22 protein-coding genes are annotated in these 23,771 nt (G+C 68.6%); 19 read left to right on the top strand and 3 right to left on the bottom strand.

Annotation, left to right across the window (positions count from 1 at the left end; translation table 11 throughout):
- The first annotated feature begins 28 nt into the window (after positions 1 to 28).
- From WG923_RS00110 to WG923_RS00100, 3 genes are all read left to right on the top strand, one after another.
- Positions 29 to 1,417, top strand: a complete 1,389-nt coding sequence (locus WG923_RS00110) for an alanine/glycine:cation symporter family protein (protein WP_445322877.1) — start codon at positions 29 to 31, stop codon at positions 1,415 to 1,417.
- Positions 1,418 to 1,428: 11 nt separating this feature from the next.
- Positions 1,429 to 2,538: an alanine racemase gene (gene alr / locus WG923_RS00105; RefSeq protein ID WP_340348879.1), complete on the top strand. Its 1,110-nt coding sequence runs from the start codon at positions 1,429 to 1,431 to the stop codon at positions 2,536 to 2,538.
- 167 nt (positions 2,539 to 2,705) lie between these two features.
- Positions 2,706 to 3,938 carry an alpha/beta fold hydrolase gene (locus WG923_RS00100; RefSeq protein ID WP_340348878.1) on the top strand — a complete coding sequence of 411 codons (1,233 nt, stop codon included), beginning with the start codon at positions 2,706 to 2,708 and terminating at the stop codon, positions 3,936 to 3,938.
- 315 nt (positions 3,939 to 4,253) lie between these two features.
- Here the strand turns inward: WG923_RS00100 and WG923_RS00095 are convergent, their stop codons facing one another.
- Both WG923_RS00095 and mddA read right to left on the bottom strand, forming a co-directional pair.
- Complete coding sequence (locus WG923_RS00095) at positions 4,254 to 6,413, bottom strand: alpha/beta hydrolase (RefSeq protein WP_340348877.1); 2,160 nt, start codon at positions 6,411 to 6,413, stop codon at positions 4,254 to 4,256.
- A gap of 91 nt (positions 6,414 to 6,504) precedes the next feature.
- Positions 6,505 to 7,278, bottom strand: coding sequence for a methanethiol S-methyltransferase (gene mddA, locus WG923_RS00090; RefSeq protein WP_340348876.1), 774 nt, complete (start codon positions 7,276 to 7,278; stop codon positions 6,505 to 6,507).
- Between the two features lie 139 nt (positions 7,279 to 7,417).
- Here mddA and WG923_RS00085 point away from each other — a divergent pair, with 139 nt between their 5' ends.
- Entirely contained in the window at positions 7,418 to 8,074 is a 657-nt protein-coding gene (locus WG923_RS00085; RefSeq protein WP_340348875.1) for a TetR/AcrR family transcriptional regulator, read from the top strand.
- 88 nt (positions 8,075 to 8,162) lie between these two features.
- On the opposite strand, the gene WG923_RS00080 is transcribed toward WG923_RS00085, so the two are convergent.
- Entirely contained in the window at positions 8,163 to 8,939 is a 777-nt protein-coding gene (locus WG923_RS00080; RefSeq protein ID WP_340348874.1) for a GntR family transcriptional regulator, read from the bottom strand.
- 104 nt (positions 8,940 to 9,043) lie between these two features.
- Between WG923_RS00080 and WG923_RS00075 the strand changes: the two genes are divergently transcribed.
- The 15 genes from WG923_RS00075 to WG923_RS00005 all read left to right on the top strand — a co-directional run.
- On the top strand, positions 9,044 to 10,015 hold the full coding sequence (locus WG923_RS00075) for a Bug family tripartite tricarboxylate transporter substrate binding protein (protein ID WP_340348873.1): 972 nt from the start codon (positions 9,044 to 9,046) through the stop codon (positions 10,013 to 10,015).
- Positions 10,016 to 10,049: 34 nt separating this feature from the next.
- Positions 10,050 to 11,435: an FAD-dependent oxidoreductase gene (locus tag WG923_RS00070; protein WP_340348872.1), complete on the top strand. Its 1,386-nt coding sequence runs from the start codon at positions 10,050 to 10,052 to the stop codon at positions 11,433 to 11,435.
- Between the two features lie 86 nt (positions 11,436 to 11,521).
- The gene (locus tag WG923_RS00065) at positions 11,522 to 12,682 is read left to right on the top strand and encodes an alpha/beta fold hydrolase (protein ID WP_340348871.1); all 1,161 of its coding nucleotides are present in this window, start codon (positions 11,522 to 11,524) and stop codon (positions 12,680 to 12,682) included.
- Between the two features lie 151 nt (positions 12,683 to 12,833).
- Complete coding sequence (locus WG923_RS00060) at positions 12,834 to 13,724, top strand: helix-turn-helix domain-containing protein (RefSeq protein ID WP_340348870.1); 891 nt, start codon at positions 12,834 to 12,836, stop codon at positions 13,722 to 13,724.
- Positions 13,725 to 13,886: 162 nt separating this feature from the next.
- Positions 13,887 to 14,537, top strand: a complete 651-nt coding sequence (locus WG923_RS00055; protein ID WP_340348869.1) for a TRAP transporter small permease — start codon at positions 13,887 to 13,889, stop codon at positions 14,535 to 14,537.
- Positions 14,534 to 15,805: a TRAP transporter large permease gene (locus tag WG923_RS00050; RefSeq protein WP_340348868.1), complete on the top strand. Its 1,272-nt coding sequence runs from the start codon at positions 14,534 to 14,536 to the stop codon at positions 15,803 to 15,805. Before WG923_RS00055 ends, WG923_RS00050 begins: the two co-directional genes overlap by 4 nt.
- A gap of 121 nt (positions 15,806 to 15,926) precedes the next feature.
- Entirely contained in the window at positions 15,927 to 16,913 is a 987-nt protein-coding gene (locus WG923_RS00045) for a TRAP transporter substrate-binding protein (protein WP_340348867.1), read from the top strand.
- Positions 16,914 to 16,915: 2 nt separating this feature from the next.
- Positions 16,916 to 17,341 carry a MaoC family dehydratase gene (locus tag WG923_RS00040; protein WP_340348866.1) on the top strand — a complete coding sequence of 142 codons (426 nt, stop codon included), beginning with the start codon at positions 16,916 to 16,918 and terminating at the stop codon, positions 17,339 to 17,341.
- Positions 17,342 to 17,344: 3 nt separating this feature from the next.
- Complete coding sequence (locus WG923_RS00035; protein WP_340348865.1) at positions 17,345 to 18,166, top strand: enoyl-CoA hydratase/isomerase family protein; 822 nt, start codon at positions 17,345 to 17,347, stop codon at positions 18,164 to 18,166.
- A 2-nt stretch (positions 18,167 to 18,168) separates the two neighbouring features.
- Positions 18,169 to 19,317 (top strand): acyl-CoA dehydrogenase family protein, encoded by a 1,149-nt coding sequence (locus tag WG923_RS00030; RefSeq protein WP_340348864.1) that lies wholly within the window; start codon positions 18,169 to 18,171, stop codon positions 19,315 to 19,317.
- A 24-nt stretch (positions 19,318 to 19,341) separates the two neighbouring features.
- Complete coding sequence (locus tag WG923_RS00025) at positions 19,342 to 20,541, top strand: CaiB/BaiF CoA transferase family protein (RefSeq protein ID WP_340348863.1); 1,200 nt, start codon at positions 19,342 to 19,344, stop codon at positions 20,539 to 20,541.
- Positions 20,538 to 20,963, top strand: a complete 426-nt coding sequence (locus tag WG923_RS00020) for a MaoC family dehydratase (protein WP_340348862.1) — start codon at positions 20,538 to 20,540, stop codon at positions 20,961 to 20,963. The genes WG923_RS00025 and WG923_RS00020 overlap by 4 nt, the downstream gene beginning before the upstream one ends.
- 90 nt (positions 20,964 to 21,053) lie before the next feature.
- The gene (locus WG923_RS00015; RefSeq protein ID WP_340348861.1) at positions 21,054 to 22,211 is read left to right on the top strand and encodes a fumarylacetoacetate hydrolase family protein; all 1,158 of its coding nucleotides are present in this window, start codon (positions 21,054 to 21,056) and stop codon (positions 22,209 to 22,211) included.
- 16 nt (positions 22,212 to 22,227) lie between these two features.
- Positions 22,228 to 23,433, top strand: coding sequence for a glycosyl hydrolase (locus WG923_RS00010; RefSeq protein WP_340348860.1), 1,206 nt, complete (start codon positions 22,228 to 22,230; stop codon positions 23,431 to 23,433).
- An 11-nt stretch (positions 23,434 to 23,444) separates the two neighbouring features.
- Positions 23,445 to 23,771, top strand: a 327-nt coding sequence (locus tag WG923_RS00005) for an aldehyde dehydrogenase family protein (RefSeq protein ID WP_340348859.1), incomplete at its 3' end; no start/stop codon positions are given.

Genomic DNA, 23,771 nt, shown 5'->3' with positions numbered 1-23,771 from the left:
TTCATTCCATCCACAAAGGAGACAAGACTTGGAGACCCTCACCTCGATTCTCACGGCGATCAACGACCTCGTCTGGGGACTGCCCATGCTGGTGCTGATCCTCGGCACCGGCGTGTTCCTGCAGTTGCGGCTCAAGCTCATGCCGGTGCTGCGCATCGGCACCGGATTCCGCATGGTCTGGCGCGGCCGCCGCCCCGAGGCCGGCGCGCGCGGCGACATCAGCCCCTACGCTGCGCTGATGACGGCGCTCGCGGCCACGGTGGGCATCGGCAACATCGCCGGCGTGGCCACCGCCATCGCCATCGGCGGCCCGGGGGCGCTGTTCTGGATGTGGATGACCGCGCTGGTCGGCATGGCGACCAAGTACGCGGAGGTGCTGCTCGCCGTGCACTACCGCGAGACCGACGACCGCGGCGAGCAGGTCGGCGGGCCCATGTACGCGATCCGCAACGGGCTCGGGCGGCGCTGGCGCTGGCTCGGTGGCGCCTTCGCGGTGTTCGGCGGGCTGGCGGGCTTCGGCATCGGCAACATGGTGCAGTCGAACAGCATCGCCGACGTGCTGAACACCAGCTTCGGCGTGTCGCCGTGGGCCTCCGGCATCGTCATGACGGTGCTCACGGGCTTCGTGCTGCTGGGCGGGGTCAAGCGCATCGGAGCGGTGGCCGAGAAACTCGTGCCGTTCATGTGCGTCGGCTATGTGGTCGCGGCGCTGGCGGTGCTGGTGCTGCATGCCGATCGCATCCCGGCGGCATTCGCCCTCATCCTGCACCATGCCTTCAGCCCGCTCGCGGCCACCGGTGGCTTCGCCGGCGCGACGCTGATGCTCGCGATGCGCTACGGTGTGGCGCGCGGCATCTTCTCCAACGAAGCGGGCCTCGGCACCGCCGGCATCGCGCAGGCGGCGGGCCGCACGCGCCATGCCGCGGAGTCCGGGCTGATCGGCATGATGGGGACCTTCATCGACACGATCGTCGTGTGCACGATGACCGGCCTGGTGCTGATCGTCACCGGCGCGTGGTCCAGCGGCCTGAAGGGCGCGGCCCTCAGTTCCAGCGCCTTCGCCGCCGCCTTCCCCGGCTTCGGCCAGTACTTCCTGGCGATCGCGCTGGTGGTCTTCGCCTACACCACGATCCTCGGCTGGGCCTACTACGGCGAGAAGTGCTGGGGCTACCTGGCAGGCAGCGCGGTGGAGAAGCCGTACCGGCTGCTCTGGACGGCCTTCGTGCTGGTCGGCGCCGTGACGCACCTGGACTTCGTCTGGCTCGTGGCCGACACGCTGAACGCGTTCATGGCCTTGCCCAACCTGGTCTCGCTCGTGCTGCTGTCGCCGGTGGTCGCGCGTGTCACGCAGGAGTACTTCGACCGCCAGGCCGCGCCGCGGGTCAGCCCGCTGCAGGCTGCGCGGCCGGCCCGATGAGCGGGCGGAGCGTGCACGCCGCCGGCGCGCTGCTGACCATCGACCTGCAGGCGATCCGCGCCAACTGGCGCATGCTGCAGGCGCGGGTCGGCAGCGCCGAATGCGCGGCGGTGGTCAAGGCCGATGCCTATGGGCTCGGGGCGGCGCAGGTCGCACCGGCCCTGGCAGCGGAGGGCTGCAGGCGCTTCTTCGTCGCCCACCTGGACGAGGGCATCGCAGTCAGGCCGGGGCTGCCGCAGGACGCGACGGTCTGCGTGCTGCACGGCCCGCCTCCGGGGGCCGAAGGCGAATTCGTGGCCCACGGCCTGGTGCCGGTGCTCAATAGCCGGGCGCAGGTCGACGCCTGGCGCGCGCTGGCGCACCGGCACGACCGCGAACTGTCCGCCGTCGTGCAGGTCGACACCGGCATGGCGCGGCTCGGACTGTCTCCGGTCGAACTGCGCGCGCTGGCCGGCGACGCCGGCGCGCTGCGCGGGGTCCGCGTCGCCTGCGTGATGAGCCATCTGGCCTGCGCGGAGCAGCCGGAGCACCCGGCCAACGAGGCGCAGCGCGGCCGCTTCATCGCGGCGCGGCGCTGCCTGCCCGCAGCGCCGGCGAGCTTCGCCAACTCCTGCGGCATCTTCCTCGGCGGCGGCTACCACTTCGACCTGGTGCGTCCGGGTGCGGCCCTCTACGGGATCGCGCCGATCGCCGCGGCGCCGAACCCGATGCGGCCGGTCGTGCGGCTGCAGGGGAGGGTGGTGCAGATGCGCAGCATCGAGCCGGGGACGCCGGTCGGTTACGGCCATGCCTGGCGCTGCGAGCGGCCGGCGCGCATCGCCACCGTGTCGGTCGGCTATGCCGACGGCTGGTTGCGCGCCATCGGCGAGAGCAGCGCCGCGGCGTGGGTGGGCGACGTGGCGCTACCGCTCGTGGGGCGCGTGTCCATGGACACGATCACGCTCGACGCCAGCGCCCTGCCGGAAGGCGCGCTGGTGCCGGGAGCCCTCGTGGACCTGATCGGCGACCGGCAGGACGTGGATGCGGTAGCGGCCCGGGCCGGAACGATCGGCTACGAAATCCTGACGGCGCTGGGCAGCCGCTATGCGCGCCGCTATCTGGCGGATGTCGCAGCGCCTTGAAGCCGCTCGCGCGGCTCCTGCAGATGGATCTTCCCGCAGGATCGGGCGCAAGTCGAGCTCGCGGCGTCGGAGGGATGGCTGCTTTCACGAAGGGGATGTCGGGCACCCGGACGACGGCTCCTGCGACTGAACGATTTGCGGATACGCGTTCGGCTCTAATGCGAGCCATGAGCACCACCTACCGAATTCCCGGGGCAGTCGTGATCGAGCGGGAGCACTCCGTGCCCATGGTCCACAGTGACCCGTCGCGCGGCACGATCAATGTGTTCACGCGCGAGCTTTCTTCCCCCGACGGTCTGGACCGCCCCTATCTCGTGTTCCTGCAGGGCGGCCCAGGCTTCGAGGCCGCCCGACCGACGAGCCCGCCCTCGGGGTGGATGGCGCGTGCCCTGACGGACTTCCGCGTCCTGCTGCTGGATCAGCGCGGCACAGGGCGCTCCACGCCGGTCGGGCCAGCCATCCCGGGGGCAGCGCCCGCGGAACAAGCGGAGTACCTCACGCATTTCCGCGCGGACGCGATCGTGCGCGACCTCGAGCTGATCCGCGCAGAGCTCGGTGTCGGCCGCTGGAGTCTGCTCGGTCAGAGCTTTGGCGGATTCACCTCTCTCACCTACCTGTCGCTCGCGCCCGAGGGTCTGCGGGAAGTCCTGATGACCGGCGGACTCGCGCCGATCACGAATCGCCCGGTCGACGAGGTGTATGCGGCGACATGGGCGCGCGTGCGCGAAGCGAATCAGCGCTATCACGCCAGATACCCGGGAGATCTCGATCGTCTGCGGGCCATCCTGCGCCGGCTCGACGAGGAAGACGTCCGCTTGCCCAATGGTGACCGGCTCACCTCGCGTCGATTTCGGCAGACCGGGATGTGGCTCGGCGACAGCGCCGGGTTCGAGCGGCTGCACCACCTGCTCGAACTGCCCTTCGGCTCGGCGGCATTCATGGTCGACGCCCAGTTGGCATCCAACTGGGAGCGCAACCCGATCTACGCGACGCTGCATGAGTCCTCCTATGCCGACGGCGGTGCCACGCGCTGGTCGGCACAGCGGCTCGCGCCCGAGGAGGCAGTGACCGGCGAGCTGCTCGGTGCCGAGCACGTGTTCCCCTGGATGTGGGATGAGTACGCGGGGTTGCGTGCGCACCGCGAGGCGGCGCAGATTCTGGCGGAGCATTCCTGGCCGCGCCTGTACGACGCGGACCGCCTCGCCCGCAACGAGATCCCGGTCGCAGCGACCGTGTACGTCGACGATGTCTACGTGGAGCGATCGTTCGCCGAGGAGACGATCCGCGGCGTTCGTGGGCTGCGGGCCTGGATCACCAACGAGTACGCCCACAACGGGCTGCGAGCCGATGGTGAGCGCATCGTGGGGCGCCTGCTCGACATGGTTCGCGGCCGGGCGTGAGGCCGCAGGCGAGGGCCAGGCCAGGCGACGGCTGCTCGTGTCCAGGCTCCCGGGCCCGTGCGCGGTCGCGCACCCATCCCAAAGCGCAATCCCGTGATCACGCAAGAAGTGCAGGCGTGCTTCATTGGACAGGTCGAGCAGGTCGAAGGCGGATGCGCCTCCGCCAAACACGATCACTGATTCGCCCTTGATCACCTCGGGAGCGCGCAGCGCGCCGCCGCCGATCACTGCGACGTCCGGCAATTCGTTTGCACATCGGGTTCCCCCACACCACCGACAGCGCCGTCAGCGCGACGCGCCGCGTCCGTGCCGCGCTTACGCCGCTGCCCAGTGCCGGTTTTCCAACACCTCCAGAATCCTTCTCGCCGCACGTTCCGCCCCATCCGTTTCGACCCCGCGATACCGCACCGGCGCCTCCATGGCCTGCAGCGCCTTGTCGGCCAGCCCCGCCGCCGTCAGCCCCCTGAACTGCACCGCGCAATCCGCACAGTAATTCCGCAGCCGGTGCTGCACGTGGATGCATTGCTCGAAGTGCCGCTCCAGCGGAAAACTCAGGAACCGCCTTCCCGTCGCCACCAGCTCCATGCAGGTGCTCAGCCCGCCTTGCACGAGCGCCAGATCGCTGCAGGCCAGGTGCTCGAAGAGGTTGTGCACGTACGGCCGCACCTCCAGGCCATCGAGTTGCGGAAATGCATCCGGCGCGACGCGCGGGCCGGCCACCAGCACCAGGCGCAGTTCCGGCACCTGGCGCTTCATGAGGGGAAAGGCCTGCGCGATTTTCTGCAGCAGGGGCGCGCCCACGGCGGTGCCGCCCACCGCGGCGATCACCAGCTTCTCGTCCTTTCTGTAGCCGTGCCGCGCGCGCAGACCCTCGGTGTCGGCCAGCGCCTCGAGGCCGAAGGGCAGGGCGTAGCCGGTGAAGGCGAAGTTGCGCTGCGCCCAGTCGCGGATCACCGGCAGGCCAGGGCCGAACGGCAGTTCCGGCACGTCCTCCGGATTGCCGACGAAGATGGCGCGGTCGCGAATCCACGGGTAGCGCTCCACGTGCGCGATCTCGTCGGCGTTGCGGTCGGCACACAGGAAGGCCTCGCGCTCATTGGCCTCCTCCATGGGCAGGCAGCCGATGAAGTCCGTGAGGAAGACGAAGGGCTGCCGCTTGCGCTCGGGATTCTCGTGGTAGTGGTAGTCCAGTTCCCAGGCCTCGTCGCCGATCACGATGTCGTAGTGCTCGTGGTCCAGGAGATCGTCGAAGACCAGGAAGTTGCGCGCCATCACCTCGTCCATCGTGCGTAGCGCGAAGAAGGCCTGCAGGTCGTGCTCGCCGGCCTGCGCCTCGAAGTGGCTGCTTTCGTTGGCCAGCCGCGGGCAGGCGGGATGCACGCTCTCGCCCTCGCGCTGCAGGTAGGTGGAGGCCGGGTGCACGGTGAACCAGTCCACCTGCAGGTCCGGCTGCAGCTTGCGCAGTTCGCGCGCGATGGCCAGGTCGCGCTGCACGTGGCCCAGGCCGATGGCACTCGACACGAACAGGGCCTTGCGCGGGCGGGCCATCGCTCGCACCCACGTCTTCGGTTCCGCGGGCTTGGCGATGAAGTCCGTCAGCAGGCGGCAGAAGGCGACCGGGTCGCGCGCCGGCATCAGGTGGCCGCCCGTGCCCACCGTCACCAGGCGCGCGCCGGGGATCAGGCTGGCGGCCTTCTGGCCCTGGGCATACGGCACGCGGCCGTCCTGGTCGCCGTGGATCACCAGGGTGGGGCAGCGCAATGCCTTGCAGGCCGCGCTCATGTCGTGGCCGATCCAGCCGGCCAGCGCCATGGCCACGGTGTCGCCGTCGGTGGACCAGCCGCTGCGCACCGCGTCCTCGTACGCCTTGGTGGAGTGCGGCTCGCCGAAGCAGATGCTGAAGAACTCGTCCAGGTACGCGGCCCAGTCGGCGCGCATGTTGGCCAGGTTCTGCTGAACCGCCGCAGCCATCTTCGGATGATCCAGCTTGCGCTCCACCCAGCCACCCACCAGCACCAGGTGCGCCACGCGCTCGGGCTGCGTGTGCGCGAGGCGGATCGCCGTCATCGCGGTGGCGGAGATGCCCACCACGCCAGCGCACTTCACCTGCAGCCGGTCCAGCACCGCCACGAAGTCGGCGAAGTAGTGGTCGAAGGTGTACTGGTCCGGCTGCGTCGGCCGGTCGGACCGGCCGCTGCCGCGCAGGTCCATCACCAGCACGCGGTAGTGCTGCGACAGCCAGGGCACCACCGCGCGCAGCAGGTGCGCATTGGCGATCTGGAAGATCGGCGCGAAAGCAATCCAGGGGCCGTGTTCGCCGTATTGCGCGTACCAGGAGCGCACGCCGTCGCGTTCCACGTAGCCTTCGCGGTGCGGCGTGACCGTCTCGTAGGGATAGGGATGCGGCAGCGTGCCGGGGGCGGGCAGCGGGCCGGCTTGCAGCGCGAGTTTCGGGGGCAGGGCGGCGTCGGTCATGGATGGCCTCCGGTGACGGGGTACTGGGGTTCGCCTACAGGGGCGAGACGCGATCGACCAGGGCCGGAATGCAACCGGCCCCGCTCGAGATTCAGCTCGAATGTCCCGGGGTGATGCCCTCCGCCGGCAGGTCGTCGCGCGCCCCGGGCAGGCCGGGCACGAAGGCCGGCGTCTCGCGGCGGTACTCCGCATAGGTGGGGCCCAGCGCCTGCACCAGGTCGCGTTCCTCGTGCCGCACGCCGATCAGGATATACACGGTCATGCCGGCCGCAAAGAGCAGGTGCCCCGCCGTCATGTGCGGCGTGAACCAGAAGGCGATCAGGAAGCCCAGCATGATCGGGTGGCGCACCAGCTTGTACAGCAGCGTGGTGCGGAAGCCCAGCGGCGCCAGCGGCCGCTGCAGGAAGTGCAGCCAGGCCTGGCGCAGGCCGAACAGGTCGAAGTGGTTGATGAGGAAGGTGGACAGCAGCACCGTGCCCCAGCCGACCGCGCAGGCGGCCAGCTGGCCGGTGGCCAGCGCGCCTTCCGCACGCCACACGGTGGCCGGCAGCGGGCGCCACGCCCAGAACAGCAGCACCAGCACCAGCGACGCGGCCAGCACAAAGGTGCTGCGCTCGATGGCCGGCGGCACGAAGCGCGTGATCCAGCGCTTGAACGCGGGCCGCGCCATCACGGAGTGCTGCAGCCCGAACAGCCCGATCAGCGCCAGGTTCAGCGCCAGCGCCACCATGGGGCTGGCCGCGGGCCCGACGTCGATCGATCGCGGTACCGCGATGTTGGCCACGAAGGCGATCAGGTAGAGGAACACGCCGAGGAAGACGGCGTAGGCGGCGACGCTGTAGAGCAGCAATGCGATCCGGATCATGGCGACTCCTTGTTTGAACGAGTGTTCAAGTTATTCGCTTGCTTGCGCCTTGTCAAGGAGTGGCATTCTCGAGGGAAACCGGAAGTCTCCAGGATCCAGCCCGGCGGTTCCGCCTCGTCCGAATGGTTAAGATCGGCTCATGCCCGCCAGCCTGCAGCACGACCCCCGGTCCCCGGTGCACGAAACCAAGGCGCGCATCCTCGAGGCCGCGTTCCAGCGCCTGGCGCGCGAGGGCTATGGCGCGCTCAGCATTCGAGAGATCGGGCGCGACGCCGGCGTCAACCACGCACTGGTCAACTACCACTTCAAGTCCAAGGAGCAGCTGGTCATCTCCGTGCTGGACGAGGCCAACCGTCGCCTGCTGGCGCGGCAGGAGCGCCTCTATGCCTCCCCCGGCAGCTACGCCGACAAATGGGCGCAGGCACGCCGCTTCTACGAGAACGACCTGGCGTCGGGCTTCGTGCGCGTGCTGATGGAGCTGCATGCGGCCAGCATGTCCAACCCCGTCCTGCGCGAAGCGTTCGCGCCGCGCATGAACGCGTGGTTCGACGTGGTCGGCAAGGCGGTGGCCGATGCCTTTGCGTACTACGAGCTGGACCTGCCGGTGTCGCCCCAGGTGGTGAGCACCTGGATCTGCAACTTCTGGCTGGGAACGGAGCTGGGGATGCTGGCCGGCACCGGAAAGCACGAGGCGCACCTGGCCGCGCTGCAGGCGGTGGAGGACATGCTGCGGCGGCTGGAGGCGCAGCGCAAGTCGGCCGCGAAGCGGCGAGCCAGGCGCAGGCCGCCTGCATAGGCACCGGCGTGGTGGACGGAGGTGTCGTGCTCCCGGGTTCGCTCCACTTGCGCACGCCTGCTTCCGGCACCCAAGGCGCTGGCTCGGCTCAGGGCGCCGAGACGTCGAGGCGCCGCTCGTTCGGCGGAATGAACGACTCCAGGAAGTAGAGTGGCTCGCGCCCGCCCATCGCCGCGCTTTCCAGCAGCAGGCCCCGCGTGCCCGGCTTCACGCCTGCGGCGGCCGCGGCGTCCTCCGGGAATTTCACGAAGGAGACGCGCTGTCGCACACTCGTCACCGGCACGTTGACTTCACCGGCAAGCAACTGCTTGAGGTTGGCGCCGTCGAGGGTCGACAGCGGCGCCGTCGCAATGCCCGGGAAGCGCGCGGCGCTGAAATAGAAGCGGTTGAACAGGTGGAACTCGCCGTTGACGCTGATGCGCCGGGTAATGCGCACGACTTCGCCGCCGGCCCCGCGTAGCCACTCGGACCACGCGCCGCGTTCGGCGATGCGTTTGCGCGCGAGCACCTTGGGGTACAGGGGCAGGAACGCCGGCTCGCCGACGCCGCCCAGGAAGCGCAGGTACATCGGCTCGTCGATCGCCGCGCGACCCTCGGCCACGTAGGTGCCGCTGCCGTGCGTGCGCACGAGCAGGCCCTGGTCGGCCAGCTCGCGCAGCGCGCGCTGCACGGTGCCGAGGCTGAAGCCGGTCAGCCGCGCCAGCTCGCGCTCCGCCGGCAGCTGGCTGCCGGGCTTCCAGTGGCCGCCACGGATGGCCGACGTGAGGGTCTCGCGCAGCTGCGCGTACTTCGCAACCCCGGGCATGCCCGGGGGCGCGTACTTGTCCATCAATTCGGAAGGGGTGAGGCTGACTTGTGTATTCATCGGATCGGAAGAGATGGTACCCGGTGCCGGTCGGTGTTGACCAGTGCTATAGAGCACTGTAGTATTGGCGCACCTGTCCGAACCAACAGATCGAAGGAGACACCGTGTCAGTCAGATCCCTGCTCGTTCCGTTCGCGGCCGCCGTCGCCCTTGCCACCACCAGCGCGCATGCAGCCGAGGCGTGGCCCACCAAGCCCGTCAAGATCCTGTTCGGCTTCCCGGCCGCCAGCGCCACCGACGTGATCGCCCGCACCGTCGGCCAGAAGCTCTCGGAGCGTTGGGGCCAGCCGGTGGTGATCGAAAACCGGCCAGGCGCCGGGGGCAACCTCGGCAGCGAAATCGCCGCGCGCGAGCCCGCCGACGGCTACACCATCTTCTTCGGCACGGTGGCCAACGCGATCAGCACGTCGCTGTACACCAAGCTGAACTACGACTACCTGAAGGACTTCACGCCGATCACCCTGGTCGCCACCACGCCGCTGGTGCTCGTGGCCAATCCGGCGCTGCCGGTGAACAGCGTCAAGGAGCTGATCGCCTACGCCAAGGCCCATCCCGGCACGCTCAACTTCGGCTCCGGCGGCGTCGGCACCTCCAACCACCTGGCCGGCGAGATGTTCAAGGCCGCGACGGGCACCGGCCTGGTCCACGTTGCGTACAAGGGCACGCCCGCGGCCTACAACGACCTCTTCAGCGGCCAGATCTCGCTGATGTGGGACAACATCGTCGCCGTGACCAACCACGTGAAGACCGGGCGCCTCAAGCCGCTGGCCGTCACCAGCGCGCGCCGCGCGGCCTCGCTGCCGAACGTGCCCACGATGGAGGAGTCGGGCCTGCCCGGCTTCGAGGCCGTGTCGTGGATCGGGGCGCTGGTGCCGGCCGGCACCCCCAAGGCGGTGGTCGACAAGATCTACACCGACCTCGTGGCCGTGCTGCGCATGCCGGAAGTCAAGGAGAAGCTCGGCGCGCTGGGTGCCGAGGTGGTCGGCAACACCCCCGAGCAGTTTGCTGCCTGGAACCGCAACGAGATTGCCAAGTGGTCCAAGGCTGTCAAGGAATCGGGCGCGCACGTCGACTGACGTGCCCCATCGCAACCGTCAATCAGGAGAAGCAGTGAACAGAACCATCATCCAGGAAGCGGCACGGGAAATCCCGGTGCTGATGGAAGCCGACGTCGTCGTGGTCGGCGGCGGCACCACCGGGCCGATCGCGGCCATCGCCGCCGCGCGCCGCGGCCGCAAGGTCGTGCTCATCGAGCGCTTCGGCTCGCTCGGGGGCATCCTCACGCTGGGCTTGAACACCAAGCCCTCGGGCGAGATGGTCGGCGGCATCCCGCTGGAGATCTGGAACCTGGCGCGCTCGCTGGGCGGCGCCGGCGAGGACTACATGGCCACGACCAAGACCGGCGGCGTGCACATCGCCTCGCCGACGGATCCCGAAATCATGAAGATGCTGCTGACGCGCCTGTGCGTGGAGGCGGGCGTGCAGATCCTGTTCGAGACCTTCGTGTCGGCGCCGCACGTCGAGAACGGCGCGATCACGGGCGTGATCATCGAGAGCAAGAGCGGCCGCCAGTTCGTCGGCGCCAAGGTGCTGATCGACTGCTCCGCCGACGCCGACATGGCCGCCAAGGCCGGCGCGCCGTTCGTGATGGGCTCTGGCGAGCGCGAGGCGAAGATGCAGCCCGTGTCCATGTACTTCATCATGAAGAACGTCGACCTCAAGCGGCTGGCCGACTGGGCGCGCACCTGCGACGACGTGCCGGCGCGGGCGATCCCCGCCGACGAAGCCGGGCTGGAGTACGGGCTGTGGCTCACCGGCTTCAATGGCATGCTGCGCCGGTTCCAGGCCGAGACCGGCGTCAAGCTGCAGCGCGAGAACATCACGCTCAAGACCGCCGACGGCCAGATGTACGTCAACGCCACGCGCGTGCTGGGCGTGAATGTGTTCTCGCCCAAGGAGTTCACCGACGCGATCCTGGAGTGCTACCGCCAGATCGAGGGCGTGTGCCGCTTCCTCAAGGAGCGCGTGCCCGGCTTCGAGCAGGCGCGCCTGGGCCAGGTTTCGCCGATCCTCGGCGTGCGCGAGACCCGCCACATTGCCGGCGAATACACGCTGACCGGCCCCGATTCGCGCGGCGAGACCCGCTTCGAGGACAGCATCGCCGCGGACAATTCGGCGCTGGACATCCACGACCCCAAGGGCGGCGACGTCGACTTCCAGAGCATGCCGCCGTACGAGATCCCGTACCGCTGCCTGCTGCCGCGCGGCGTCGAGCAGCTGCTGGTGGCCGGACGCTGCATTTCCGCAGACCACGAAGCGCACGCCCGCTCGCGCAACATGCCGGCGTGCATGGCGACAGGCCAGGCGGCCGGCGTGGCCGCCGCGATCGCGGTGGAGGAGGGCGTGCCGGTGCGCCGCGTGCCGCTGGGCAAGGTGCAGGCCGCGCTGCGCGGGTTGGGCATGCCGCTGCACGCCGAGGAAGTGCACGCTTCGTGAGCGCCGCCGCGCCAGTGGCCGGGCGTATTCTTGGCGCCTGGCCGATGCGCGCGCCGCGGGGCCGGCCGGCACCACAGGAGATCAACATGGAATTGCAGGTTCCCTACGACCCGCGCGTGCTGCCGGTCGGCGTGCGCTCGCGCTTTGTCGACAACAACAACGGCTGCACCATGCACGTGCTGGAAGCGGGGCACGAGCTGGCGGGCAGGCCTTGCGTGCTGCTGCTGCACGGCTTTCCGGAGCTGGCGTACAGCTGGCGCAAGCAGCTGCCGTTCCTGGCCGCGCTGGGCTACCACGTCGTCGCGCCGGACTTGCGCGGCTACGGCCGCAGCGGCGGCGCCGACGTGCGTTACGACGACGACCTGTTGCCGTACACGTTCGTCAACCGCGTCGCCGACGCACTGGGGCTGGTGAAGGCGCTCGGCCACGAGCGCGTCGCGGCGGTGATCGGGCACGACTACGGCTCGCCGGTGGCGGCCTGGTGCGCGCTGCTGCGCCCCGATGTGTTCCGGTCCCTCGTCATGATGAGCGCGGCCTTCCCCGGCCCGCCGGTGCTGCCCACGGGCACGGCCGGGGCGCCGGCCCAGGGCGCCCTGCCGCTGTCCGGAATTCCGGAGTCGCTCGCGGCCTTGCCGCGCCCGCGCAAGCATTACCGCTGGTACTACGCCACGCGCGAGGCGAACCAGGACATGTGGCATTGTTCGCAAGGCGTTCGCGATTTCCTGCGCGCCTACTTCCACTACAAGAGCGGCGACTGGCCGGGCAACGAGCCGTTCACGCTGGGCTCGTGGGCCGCGGGCGAACTGGCGAAGATGCCGACCTACTATGTGATGGACCGCGATCGGGACATGGCACAGACCGTCGCGCCGGAGATGCCCACCCCGGCGCAGGTGGCCGCCTGTCGATGGCTGACGGAGCCCGAGCTGGACGTCTATGCAGCCGAATACGGGCGCACCGGGTTCCAGGGCGGGCTGCAGGGCTACCGCATCGGCACGGACGCGCGCTTTGCCGGCGAGCTCAAGGCGTTTGCCGGCCGCACCATCGACGTGCCGGCGCTGTTCGTGTCCGGGGCGCGCGACTGGGGTGCGCACCAGGCGCCGGGTGCCCTGGAGCGCATGACGCGCGAGGTCTGTACGCGCATGGCCGGCACGCACTTCGTCGAAGGCGCCGGCCATTGGGTACAGCAGGAACGCGGCGATGCGGTCAACCTGCTCCTGTCCCAATTCCTCGCTGAAGTGGCCGGTTAGTCGAGCTCATCATCGGATGCGAGCGGCGGGGCGCCCACAGGAGCAGCCCGGCCCGGGCCCGTTTACAGACGGCGGTCCAGAATGAATACCTGGATGGGGGCGGCCCGCGCCGCTGTAGCATCCGCGCGCCAGATCGTTTCGTGAGGTCCCCATGCAGCCCGCTTGCTGCCAGCTTCCCATCTTCCGCATCGAGAACTTCGACTACGGCTCTGTCATCAAGTCGGTGGACTTCCATTTCGCGCCGTTGCAGAACCTGATGCTGACGCTGCCGTATCCGCACCGGCACGACTTCTTCCACATCGTGTGGGTCGAGCGCGGCACCGGCCACCACATCATCGACGAGATCAAGTACGAGGTGCGCGCGGGCACGCTGTTCTTCATGTCGCCGGGGCAGATCCACGACTTCCAGCTCTCGCCCGAAGCCGAGGGCTTCACCATCAACTTCAGCTCCGAGTTCTTCGCCCTGCAGCTGCAGGACAAGAACATGCTGCGGCAGATCCCGATCTATGACTCGGAGAACGAGATCCACGCCCTGTACACGCGCGGAGCCGACACCGACGACTTCCGCGGCATCTTCGAGGCGATCCGCGACGAATACGAGGATGAGCCCTTTCGCGCGCAGGACATGATCCGCTCGTACCTGTTCGTCCTGCTGGTGAAGGCCTCCCGCCTGGCCGTCCCGGCCAACTGCAGCGATGCCGGGCATCGCAGCCGGCTGCTGTTCCGCCGCTTCCAGCAGGTGCTGGAGGAGAACTTCGCCAGGACGCAGAACCCCGCGGAGTATGCGGGGCTGCTGCGCACGACGGAGCGCGCGCTCAACGAAGCGGTGCGGCGCTGTGCGGGCTCAACGACGGCGCAGATCATTCGGGAACGAGTGATCCTGGAGGCCAAGCGCCTGCTCGCCCATTCGGGCGCGCAGGTGGCGCTGGTCGGCGCGCAGCTGGGCTTCGACGATCCCGCGTACTTCAGCCGCTGCTTCAAGAAGCACACCGGGCGCACCCCGATCGAATTTCGCCAGAGCCTGGCGCGCCTGGCCGAGTAGCGCAGGCGCGTTTTCGCGAGCGCCTGCGCGCTCGGACTGCAGTCCGGAAGAGGGGTGGGGGTTTTCCCGGGGCCTGCAGAAAAGTCCAAGTTTTCGCCCGAACCGTCCTAACGCTCCAGAAGGGCCGCTGCCTACGATGCGGTCCATTACAGGAGACAACGGATGCAGAAAGTGCAAGCGCCACCGCGCGGCGCAATCTCTCGCTACATCGGGATCATGGACGGCGTGAACGGCCTGCTCACGCGGCTGTGCGGCGTGGCGCTCGCTGCCATGGTGCTGTCGGTGTTCGTCGGCGTGCTGGCCCGGTTCGTGTTCACCCACCTGGGCGTACGACTGTCGGTGCCATGGACCGAAGAAGTGTCGCGCTACCTCATGATCTGGACGGTGTTCATCGGTGCCGGCATCGCCTGCCGCCAAGGCAAGCTGATCGGCGTCGAGTTCGTCATCAACGCGCTGCCTGCACCGCTCGGCCGCGCCGTCAAGTACCTCGCGTTCCTGTTGGCGGGTTGCTTCTATGCACTGCTTTGCTTCGTCGGCTGGCAGTGGGTGGAGTTCGGCAACTCGCAGACGTCGCCGGTGCTGGAGATCCCCATGGTCGCCATCAACCTGGCGATGGTCGTGGGCGGCCTGCTGATGCTGCTCAACACCCTGGCCCTGGTGCTGGCGACGCGGTTGTCGCGCAAGGACATCCGCCACGCCGCGGAAGACGACGAGCTCGAAGCCGCGCTGCAGCAGATCGCACAGGCGCAGCGGTGCCAGCCGGCCGCCACCTCCGATGCGGCACTGCAACTGAAGTCGGGGAGCCTGGCATGAGCGCCGTCCTCTTCACCGGACTGCTGGCCCTTCTTGCGCTCAGCGTCCCGATCGCGGTCACGCTGGGCCTGTCGTCCACGATCGCCCTGCACGTCTCCGGCACCCCACTGGTGATGATGGCGCAAAGCGTGTACGAGTCGCTCGACTCGTTCGGGCTGATGGCCATTCCCTTCTTCGTTCTGGCCGGAACCCTCATGCAGGGTGGCGGCATCGCACAGCGCCTGGTCGACCTGGCCAACGCCCTGGTGGGCTGGATCAAGGGCGGCCTCGGCGCCTGCGTGGTATTGACCTCGATGTTCTTCGCCACCATCTCCGGCTCGTCGTCCGCCACCACGGCCGCCATCGGCTCCGTGCTGATTCCCGCGATGGAGAAGAAGGGCTATCCCCGCAACCTGGCCGGCGCCATCGCCGCCGCCTCGGGCGAGCTTGGCGTGATCATCCCGCCGTCCATTCCGATGATCGTGTATGCGCTTTCGGCCAACGTGTCGGTGGCGGACCTGTTCCTGGCGGGCATCCTGCCCGGCATCTTCATCGGCGCTTCGCTGATCGGCACGGTCTACGTGCTGGCCCGCATCAACGGCTTCGACGCGGTGGCGGACATCAGCTTCCGGGACTGGCTGCGTCACCTGTTCACGGCCCTCCGGCGCGCGGCGCTGGCCATCCTGATGCCGGTGCTGATCCTGGGCGGCATCTACGGCGGCGTGTTCACGGCGACCGAAGCCTCCGTCGTGGCGGTGGTCTACGGGCTGGTCATCGGCATCTACGTGTATCGGGAGATCACCTGGCGCGACGTCGTGCCGATGCTCGGGCGATCGGCCGTCACCTCCTCGATCATCCTGATGATCGTGGGCTTTGCGGCGATCTTCGCCTACATGCTCACCGTCAACCAGGTTCCGCACATGGTGGGCGAGTTCGTCACCGGCATCTCGAAGAACCCGATCGTGTTCCTGCTCATGGTGAACCTGCTGTTGTTCGTCACGGGCATGTTCATGGAGACGCTGGCCGCCATCATCATCCTGGCGCCCATCCTCGCCCCCGCTGCCATGAAGTACGGTATCGACCCGGTGCACTTCGGCACCGTGATGATCGTTAACCTGGCCGTGGGCATGGTGACCCCGCCCGTGGGCGTCAACCTGTTCGTCGTCTGCCAGGTCGCCAGGCTGCGGCTGGAGCAACTGGTCAGGCCCCTGCTGATCTTCCTGGCCGTGCTGGCGATCGACGTGCTCGTGATCAGTTACGTCCCCGCCCTGACCACCTGGTTCCGGTAGCCGCACCAGCCAACACGCATCACCGATCACGCCGGCGCGGCCTCGCACGCGCCGGGCGAGCCGCCGCATTCCCGGCCCTCGTGAAAAGCGAGCCAACCCTTTCCCGAAACAGGAGACAACCATGAAATACGCCTTCGCAGGAGCCCTCGCCGCCACCACGATGCTCGCCTCCACCCTGGCCTGCGCCCAGGCGGTCAGCCTGAACGTGGGCCACACGCTCGCCCCCGACAGCCACTACCAGATCGCCGCCGTGCGAATGGCGGAGATCGCGGCCAAGAAATCCAACGGCCAGATCAAGATCAATGTCTTCCCGCAGTCGCAGCTGGGCGGCGAGGTCAAGATGATCCAGGCCGCGCGCACCGGCGGGCTCGACATGTTCATCACGGCGCAGGCGCCGCTGACCAACACGATCAAGGCCTACAGCCTGTTCGACATGCCCTACCTGTTCGACGGCGTCGACCAGGCCAACAACGTGCTGTCCGGCTCCGTCGGCAAGGAATTCCTGGCCATGCTGCCCAAGTACAACCTGGTCGGCCTGGGCTTCCTGTCGGTGATGGAGCGCAACGTGTTCTCGTCCAAGCCGATCAGGAGCGGCACCGACATGCAGGGCATGAAGATCCGCGTGATGCAGTCGCCGGGCTACGTGAAGGCGTACGAGTCCTTCGGTGCACAGCCCACTCCCATGGCCTACGGCGACGTCTACATGGCGCTGCAGCAGGGCGTGGTGGACGGGGCCGACACCTCGCCCGACCAGTTCGTGATGGACAAGTTCGTCGAGGTTTCGAAGTTCTACAACATCACGCGCGTGCACTACCTGCCTGCCTTGCTGATCGCCAGCAAGACGACCTGGGACAAGCTGACGCCCGACCAGCGCAAGATCGTCCAGGACTCTGCCACCGAAGCCCTGGCCGAGAGCCGCGCCTACTACAAGAAGTCCTACGCCGACTCGATCGCCAGCATGAAGAAGGCGGGCGTGCAGGTGGTCGAATCCAACGTCGACAACCTGAAGCAGGCCAGCGCCAAGGTGGACGAGCAACTGCTGTCCGGGATTCCCGATGGCAAGGCCCTGTTCGACAAGGTCCAGGCGGCCAAGAAGGCGGTGAAGTAAGCATGGCCAAGCGACCCCACATGGACCTCTACGCCGTGGGCGACGAGGCCGAGTTCGCCAAGACCGTCACCGACTTCGATGTCTATGGCTTTGCCGGCATCGTGGGCGACTTCTACGGCGTGCACGTGAACGAGGAATACGCCAAGAAGACGCGCTTCGAGCGCCGCATCGCGCAGGGCGCCCTGTCGGTCGGCTTCCTCGCCACCTGCATGGGCTACATGGCCGGCAAGGCGCCCAACCCGGGCGCCGTGTCGTACCGCTACGACGTGACCTTCAAGGGGCCGGTGTACATCGGCGACACCGTCACGGCAAGGCTGGTGCTGGCCTCGAAGGACGAGGAGCGCAACACCTGCGTGTTCGACGCCACCGTCACCAACCAGGCCGGCACCGTGGTGGCCGCGGGCCAGACCTACCTGAAGGTGCTTTGAGGCATGGGCGACGCATTGCCATCGGTCTCCCCCGGCGAGCGCAGGCTGGATTCCGCGCCGGGGGGGCCCGGCATCCCGCGCCTGCTGCAGGAGCAGGAAGGCCGCATCCGCTGGCTCACCATCAACCGGCCGGACAAGCTCAACGCCTTTGCGCCCGGCCTGCTGGCGGAACTGGACGCGGCGCTGGACGCGGCGGCCTGCGACGCCGCCACTGCGGCGGTGGTGATCACCGGCGCCGGCAGCAAGGCCTTCGTGGCCGGCAATGACGTCGCCGCCCTCGCGGCCATGGACAACATGGCCGCCTACCGCGACATGGTGGCGGGCCACCGCCTCATGCAGCGGCTGCACGAGTTCGCCAAGCCGACCCTCGCGATGGTCAACGGCTATGCCCTGGGTGGCGGTTTCGAGCTGGCACTGGCCTGCGACTTCATCGTCGCTGCCAGCACGGCGAAATTCGGTTTCCCCGAGATCGCCCTCAACACGATGCCCGGCTGGGGCGGCACGCAGCTCGCCGTGAAGAAGATGGGCCTGGCCCGCGCGAAGGAGATGGTCCTCACGGGGCACCACTACCGCGTGGAGGAATGCCGCCACTTCGGGTTCATCGCGCGCGTTGCCGAACCCGCAGCCCTGCGTGCCGAAACCCGCGCGCTCGCCGAGGCTGTCACGCGCCACCACCCCTTCGCCGTGGAGATGGCCAAGCGCGCCGTGAACCGCGCCAGCGACCTGCCCCTGGCGGCCGGCCTCGAGTTCGAGGCCGCGAGTTACGCACTGAACTTCGGGACGCCGCACGCCGCCGCGGGGTTCCGGCAATTCCTGGAGAAATGAAGATGCCCCACTGGCTGACAGAAGAACACACGATGATCCGCGAGGCCGTGCGGCGGTTCGCGGAAAACGAGATCGCCCCGGTATCCGAGCGCCTGTGGGAGGAAGAGGCCTTCCCCTACGACATCTGGAAGCGCTCGGGCGAGCTCGGCTTCACGGGCTTGCCCTATCCGGAGGCCTATGGCGGCGGCGGCGGCTCCTGGCTGTCGTTCGTGATCGTGCTGGAGGAGCTGGCCCGGGTCGACTGCGCCGTGGCCAATTCGCTGATGGCCAACTCCTCGGTCGCCAGCCTGCTCAACGCCTACGGCGACGAGGCGCAGAAGCAGCTGTATCTGCGGCCCATCCTGGAGGGCCGCAAGATCGGCTCGATCGGATTGACGGAGCCCAACGCGGGCTCCGACGCGGCCAACATCGCGACCAAGGCCACGCTGGACGGCGAGCACTGGATCATCAACGGTGCCAAGACCTTCATCAGCAACTCCGGCACCGAGGTCAGCGGCCCGGTGGTGATCGCCGCGGTGACGGGCACCCGCGAGGACGGGCGCAAGGAGATCTCAAACTTCATCGTGCCTTCCGGCACGCGCGGGTTCACCACCGGCCGCAAGCTGAACAAGATCGGCTGGCGCGCCAGCAGTACCTGCGAACTGCACTTCGACCGCTGCAAGATCCCGGCGGGCAACCTGCTGGGCACGCGGGGCCACGGCCTGCGCCAGACCCTGACCCAGATCAGCACCGGCCGCATCCTGATCGGCGCGCTGGGCCTGGGAATCCTGCAGGGTTCGTTGGACCGCTCGCGGGCCTACATGAAGGAGCGCACCGCCTTCGGCAAGGCCCTCACCGAATTCCAGTCGCTGCAGTTCAAGCTTGCCGACATGGCCACCCACGCGCACGCCGCGCGGCTGATGCTGTACGACGCGGCGGCGGCCCGGGATGCCGGTGTGCGGTTCGACCAGCAGGCCTCCATGGCCAAGCTGTTCACCACCGAGCGCGCGATGGAAGCGGCCCACCAGGCCATCCAGATTCACGGCGGCTACGGCGTGATCAGCGAATACCCGGTGGCGCGCGCCTTCGGCGACGCCAAGGTGCTGGAGATCGTGGAGGGCACCTCCGAGATCCAGCGAATGATCATCTCGCGCGAACTGCTCGCGCAATAAACGATGCAAGGGAAGGAAAACGACATGCTCGAAGGCATCAAGGTTCTGAGTTTCACCCACTTCCTGCAGGGCCCGTCGGCCGTGCAGATGCTGGCCGACGTCGGCGCTGACGTCATCAAGATCGAACCCCCCAAGGGCGCGTTCGAGCGCGGCTGGGCCGGCTTCGATGCTTTCCAGGAGGGCGTGTCCATCTTCTTCCTGCTGGGAAATCGCAACCAGCGCGCGATCCAGCTGGACCTGCGCAACGAGCAGGCGCGCGAGGTGGTCCGCCGCCTGATCGAGGAGGCCGACGTGCTGGTCGAGAACTATCGCCCCGGAGTGCTGGCCAAGCTGGGCTTCGGCTACGAGGACGCGAGGACGATCAACCCGCGCCTGGTGTACTGCTCCTGCACGGGCTATGGTTCCACCGGCCCCTACCAGAAGCGTCCAGGCCAGGACCTGCTGCTACAGGCCATGAGCGGCATGGCCATGCTGTCGGGCGACGGCGAGACGGCGCCGACGCCGGTCGGCTCCGCCATCGTCGACCAGCATGCCGCGGCCTTGGCCGCCTTCGGCGTCCTGGCGGCACTGCAGCGGCGCCAGCGCACTGGCAAGGGCTGCATGGTGGAAAGCAATCTGCTCAACGCAGCGCTGGACCTGCAGATCGAGCCCTTCACCTACTACCTGAACAAGGGCCCCCTGTGGAAGCGCAGCAGCCCCGCGATGGGTTCGCGCTTCCACCCCGCACCCTACGGGGTCTACAAGACCGCCGACGGCTGGATCGCGGTTTCGCTGACCACGACCGACAAGCTCGCCAGCGCGTTCGACTCGAGCGAGCTGGCCGCGTTGAACCATCCCAAGGACCCGGTGCGCAATCGCGACCGCGTACACCAGCTCGTGGCGCAGGCCCTGCTGGCGCGCACCACCGAGGCCGTCATGCGCGCGTTCGACCAGCACGACATCTGGTACGCCCCGGTCAACGACTACGCGCAGGTCGAGACGGACCCGCAGGTGGCGCACAACGGCGTCGTGATGCACGTCGACCATCCCCAGGCCGGCCCCGTACGGCTGATGGCGCATCCGGTGCGCTACGACGGCCAGGCGCCGGCGCTGCGCCGGATGCCGCCGGCGCTGGGTGAGCACACCCGCGAGGTGCTGGCCGAAGCCGGCTACAGCGCGGCACGCATCGAGCAGCTGCTGGCCGAGGGAGTGGCCCTGGCGCCGAAGACGGAGGTGGAGGCATGAGCACGCATTTCCTCAGCTTCGACGACGTCGAAATCGGCCGCAAGCAGCAGCTGGAGCGCACCATCACCGCCAGCGAAGTCGACACCTTCGGCCACCTCTCGGGCGACCTGAACCCGCTGCACATGGACGAGGAGTTCGCCACGAAGACCCCCTTCGGCCGGCGCGTCGTGCACGGCCTTCTCACCGGTGCCCTGGTGTCCACCACGCACACCCAGCTCACCGGCCCCGGCTTCGCCTACGTGGGCCAGGAACTCAAGTTCCTGGGACCCGTGTTCATCGGCGACACGCTCAACGTGGAAGTCACCGTGGTCGGCAAGAAGGAGGCCAAGCGCATCCTGATCCTGGACACGATCGTCAGGAAGCAGAACGGCGACAAGGTACTGGCCGGCGCCTCCGCGCTCAAGGAGCTGAAGTTTGCCTGAGGGGCGCGATCGCCGCGTCGTCGCCGCCCTCCATCGCCGGGTTCCTGCTGGTGCTCACCGGCACCTGGCTCGCCAATCGGAAGAATCCCCATGAAGCTCCCCCTTTCCCTCAAGCCGGAAGACGTCCTGCCGCATGACGGCTACGCCGGCACGCTCGTCGGGCGCGTCTGGCTCGACGATGTCGGCGGCCCCGCCGTGGTGGTCATCCGCGAGAGCGGCGTGCAGGACATCAGTGCGCACGCTCCCACGATGGCTTCGCTGCTGGAACTGCCGTCCCCCGCGCAGGCGGTGCGGGCGATGACGGGCCCGCGGCTCGGTTCGCTGGCCGAAGTCCTGCCGCGCCTGCTGGCGCCCTGCGACCTGCAGGTGGTCAAGGCCAGCGGCGTCACCTTCGCCAGCAGCCTGCTGGAACGGGTGATCGAGGAGCGCGCCGGCGGCGACCTGCGCCGCGCCGAGAGCATCCGCGCCGATGTGGAAAAGGCGGTCGGTGGCGACCTGCGCGCCATCAAGCCGGGCTCGCCCGGCGCGCAGGAGCTCAAGGCACTGCTGATCCGGCAGGGCATGTGGTCGCAATACCTGGAAGTGGGCATCGGTCCCGACGCCGAGGTGTTCACGAAGGTGCCGGTTCTGTCCTCCGTGGGCGCCGGCGCGGCGATCGGCATCCATCCCAAGTCGGAGTGGAACAATCCGGAACCGGAAGTGGTGCTGGCCGTCAATAGCCGCGGCGAGGTGCAGGGTGCCGCGCTGGGCAATGACGTCAACCTGCGCGACTTCGAGGGCCGCAGCGCCCTGCTGCTGTCCAAGGCCAAGGACAACACGGCGTCCTGCGCCATCGGCCCCTTCATCCGCCTGTTCGACGACACCTTCACGCTGGACGACCTGCGGCGCGAGGATATCGAGCTTCTCGTGGAGGGCCGGGACGGCTTCGTGCTGCACGGAGCCAGCACGATGCGCGAGATCAGCCGCGACCCGCTGGAACTGGTGGCACAGACACTCAACGCCAACCACCAGTACCCGGACGGCTTCATGCTTTTCCTGGGCACGCTGTTCGCGCCGACGCAGGATCGCGGCGCGCCGGGCCTGGGCTTCACCCACCACGTGGGGGACCTCGTCACCATCCGCAGCGCCCGCCTGGGCGGGCTGCGCAATGTGGTCGACACCAGCGACCGCGTCGCGCCGTGGCAGTTCGGGCTGCGCGCGCTGTTCACCAACCTCGCCGCGCGTGGCCTGCTCGCCCGCGCACTCTGACAACCAGGAGACCTGCATGAACCACCCCATCGCCGCGACGGCGCACCAAAGGCGCCTGTTCGCCGAAACCCTGACCCGCCTGGCCGCGAAGGTGGCGGACGACGAGCGCACCATCGGCGTGGAGTTCCCGCAGTTGACCGCGCCGGACGGCAGCTGGGTCACGCTGCCCGCGTCGCTGTCGGCCGGCTACCGGGGCGAAGCCTGGAGCCACGGCAACTGGTTCTGCGGCTTCTGGGTGGGCCTGCTGTGCGCGTCCTGGCTGCAGACCGAGGACAGGAAGTACCTGGGCTGGATGCGCGAGCGCATGCACCTGGTGGCGCAGCGCGCCGGCGACCCGAATACCCACGACATCGGCTTCATCTTCGACAGCAGCGCCATTCCGGCCTTCCACGTGACCGGCGACAGCTGGTATGCGGACCTCGCGCTGCAGGCCGCAGGGCGCCTGCGCGCCCGCATCGTCAACACGCAGGCTGGCAGCTATCTTGCGTCCTGGGGTCCGATGTCGGACGCCCGGGCGCGTTGCAGCTCGGCGATCGACACCATGGCCAACCTGCCGCTGCTGTACTGGGCCTCGCGCCACAGCGGCGACGGCAGCTTCGCGCTCGCCGCCGACGCGCACGCGCAGATGACGGCCAAGGGCTTCATCCGTCCCGACCTTTCCACCTATCACGCGGTGGAGTACGACATCGCCACCGGCGAGCGGGTGCGCGGCTACACCTTCCAGGGCTTCGCCGACGAGTCGGCCTGGTCGCGCGGTCAGGGCTGGGCCATCTACGGCTACGTGGTGTCGGCCCGCGAAACCGGCAAGCTCGAATACCTGGAGCTGGCGGAGAAGCTGGCCGGCTACTACGTCCGCCGGCTGGACGGCCGCAAGATCCCGCCCTACGACTTCGACGCCACCGGCGAGGACGCGAAGATCCTGGACACAGCGGCGGGCGCCGTGGTGGCCTCGGCACTGATCGAACTGGGCCGCATCCACCCGGATGCATCGGCGGCCAGGCGCTGGAGCACGGTGGGCTGCGAGATGCTGGAGAACCTGTGCCGCGAGGCCTTCGCCAGCGAGGACTCGCACCGTGGCGCCCTCAAGCACTCGTGCTACTCGCGTCCCCACCGCGAAGGCGTGGACAGCGCCACCATGTTCGGCGACTTCTTCTTCACCGAGGCGCTGTGCCGGGTCGTGCAACCGGGGCGGCTGCGTCCCGAGACATCGGCCCTGGCCTGAGCGAGCGCGACATGAGCTATCCGGACACCCTTCTCTTCATCGATGGCCAGTGGCAGGATGCCGCCGACGGCCGTACGCTGCCGGTCTTCAACCCGGCCACCGGCAAGGAAATCGGGCGCGTCGCCCACGCCGGGAAAGCCGACCTCGACCGCGCGCTCGAGGCGGCCCAGAAGGGCTTCGAAACCTGGCGGGACATGACCCCCGCCGCCCGCAGCGGCATCATGCGCAAGGCCGCCGCTTTCATGCGCGAGCGCGCCGGCGAGATCGCCCCGCTGCTGACCCAGGAACAAGGCAAGCCCCTGCCCGAAGCCAAGGGCGAGGCGATGGCCGCCGCCGAT

It is taken from the genome of Ramlibacter sp. AN1133, assembly GCF_037890035.1.
Lineage (GTDB): Bacteria > Pseudomonadota > Gammaproteobacteria > Burkholderiales > Burkholderiaceae_C > Ramlibacter.
This window is presented reverse-complemented; position numbering and strand designations above follow the sequence as displayed.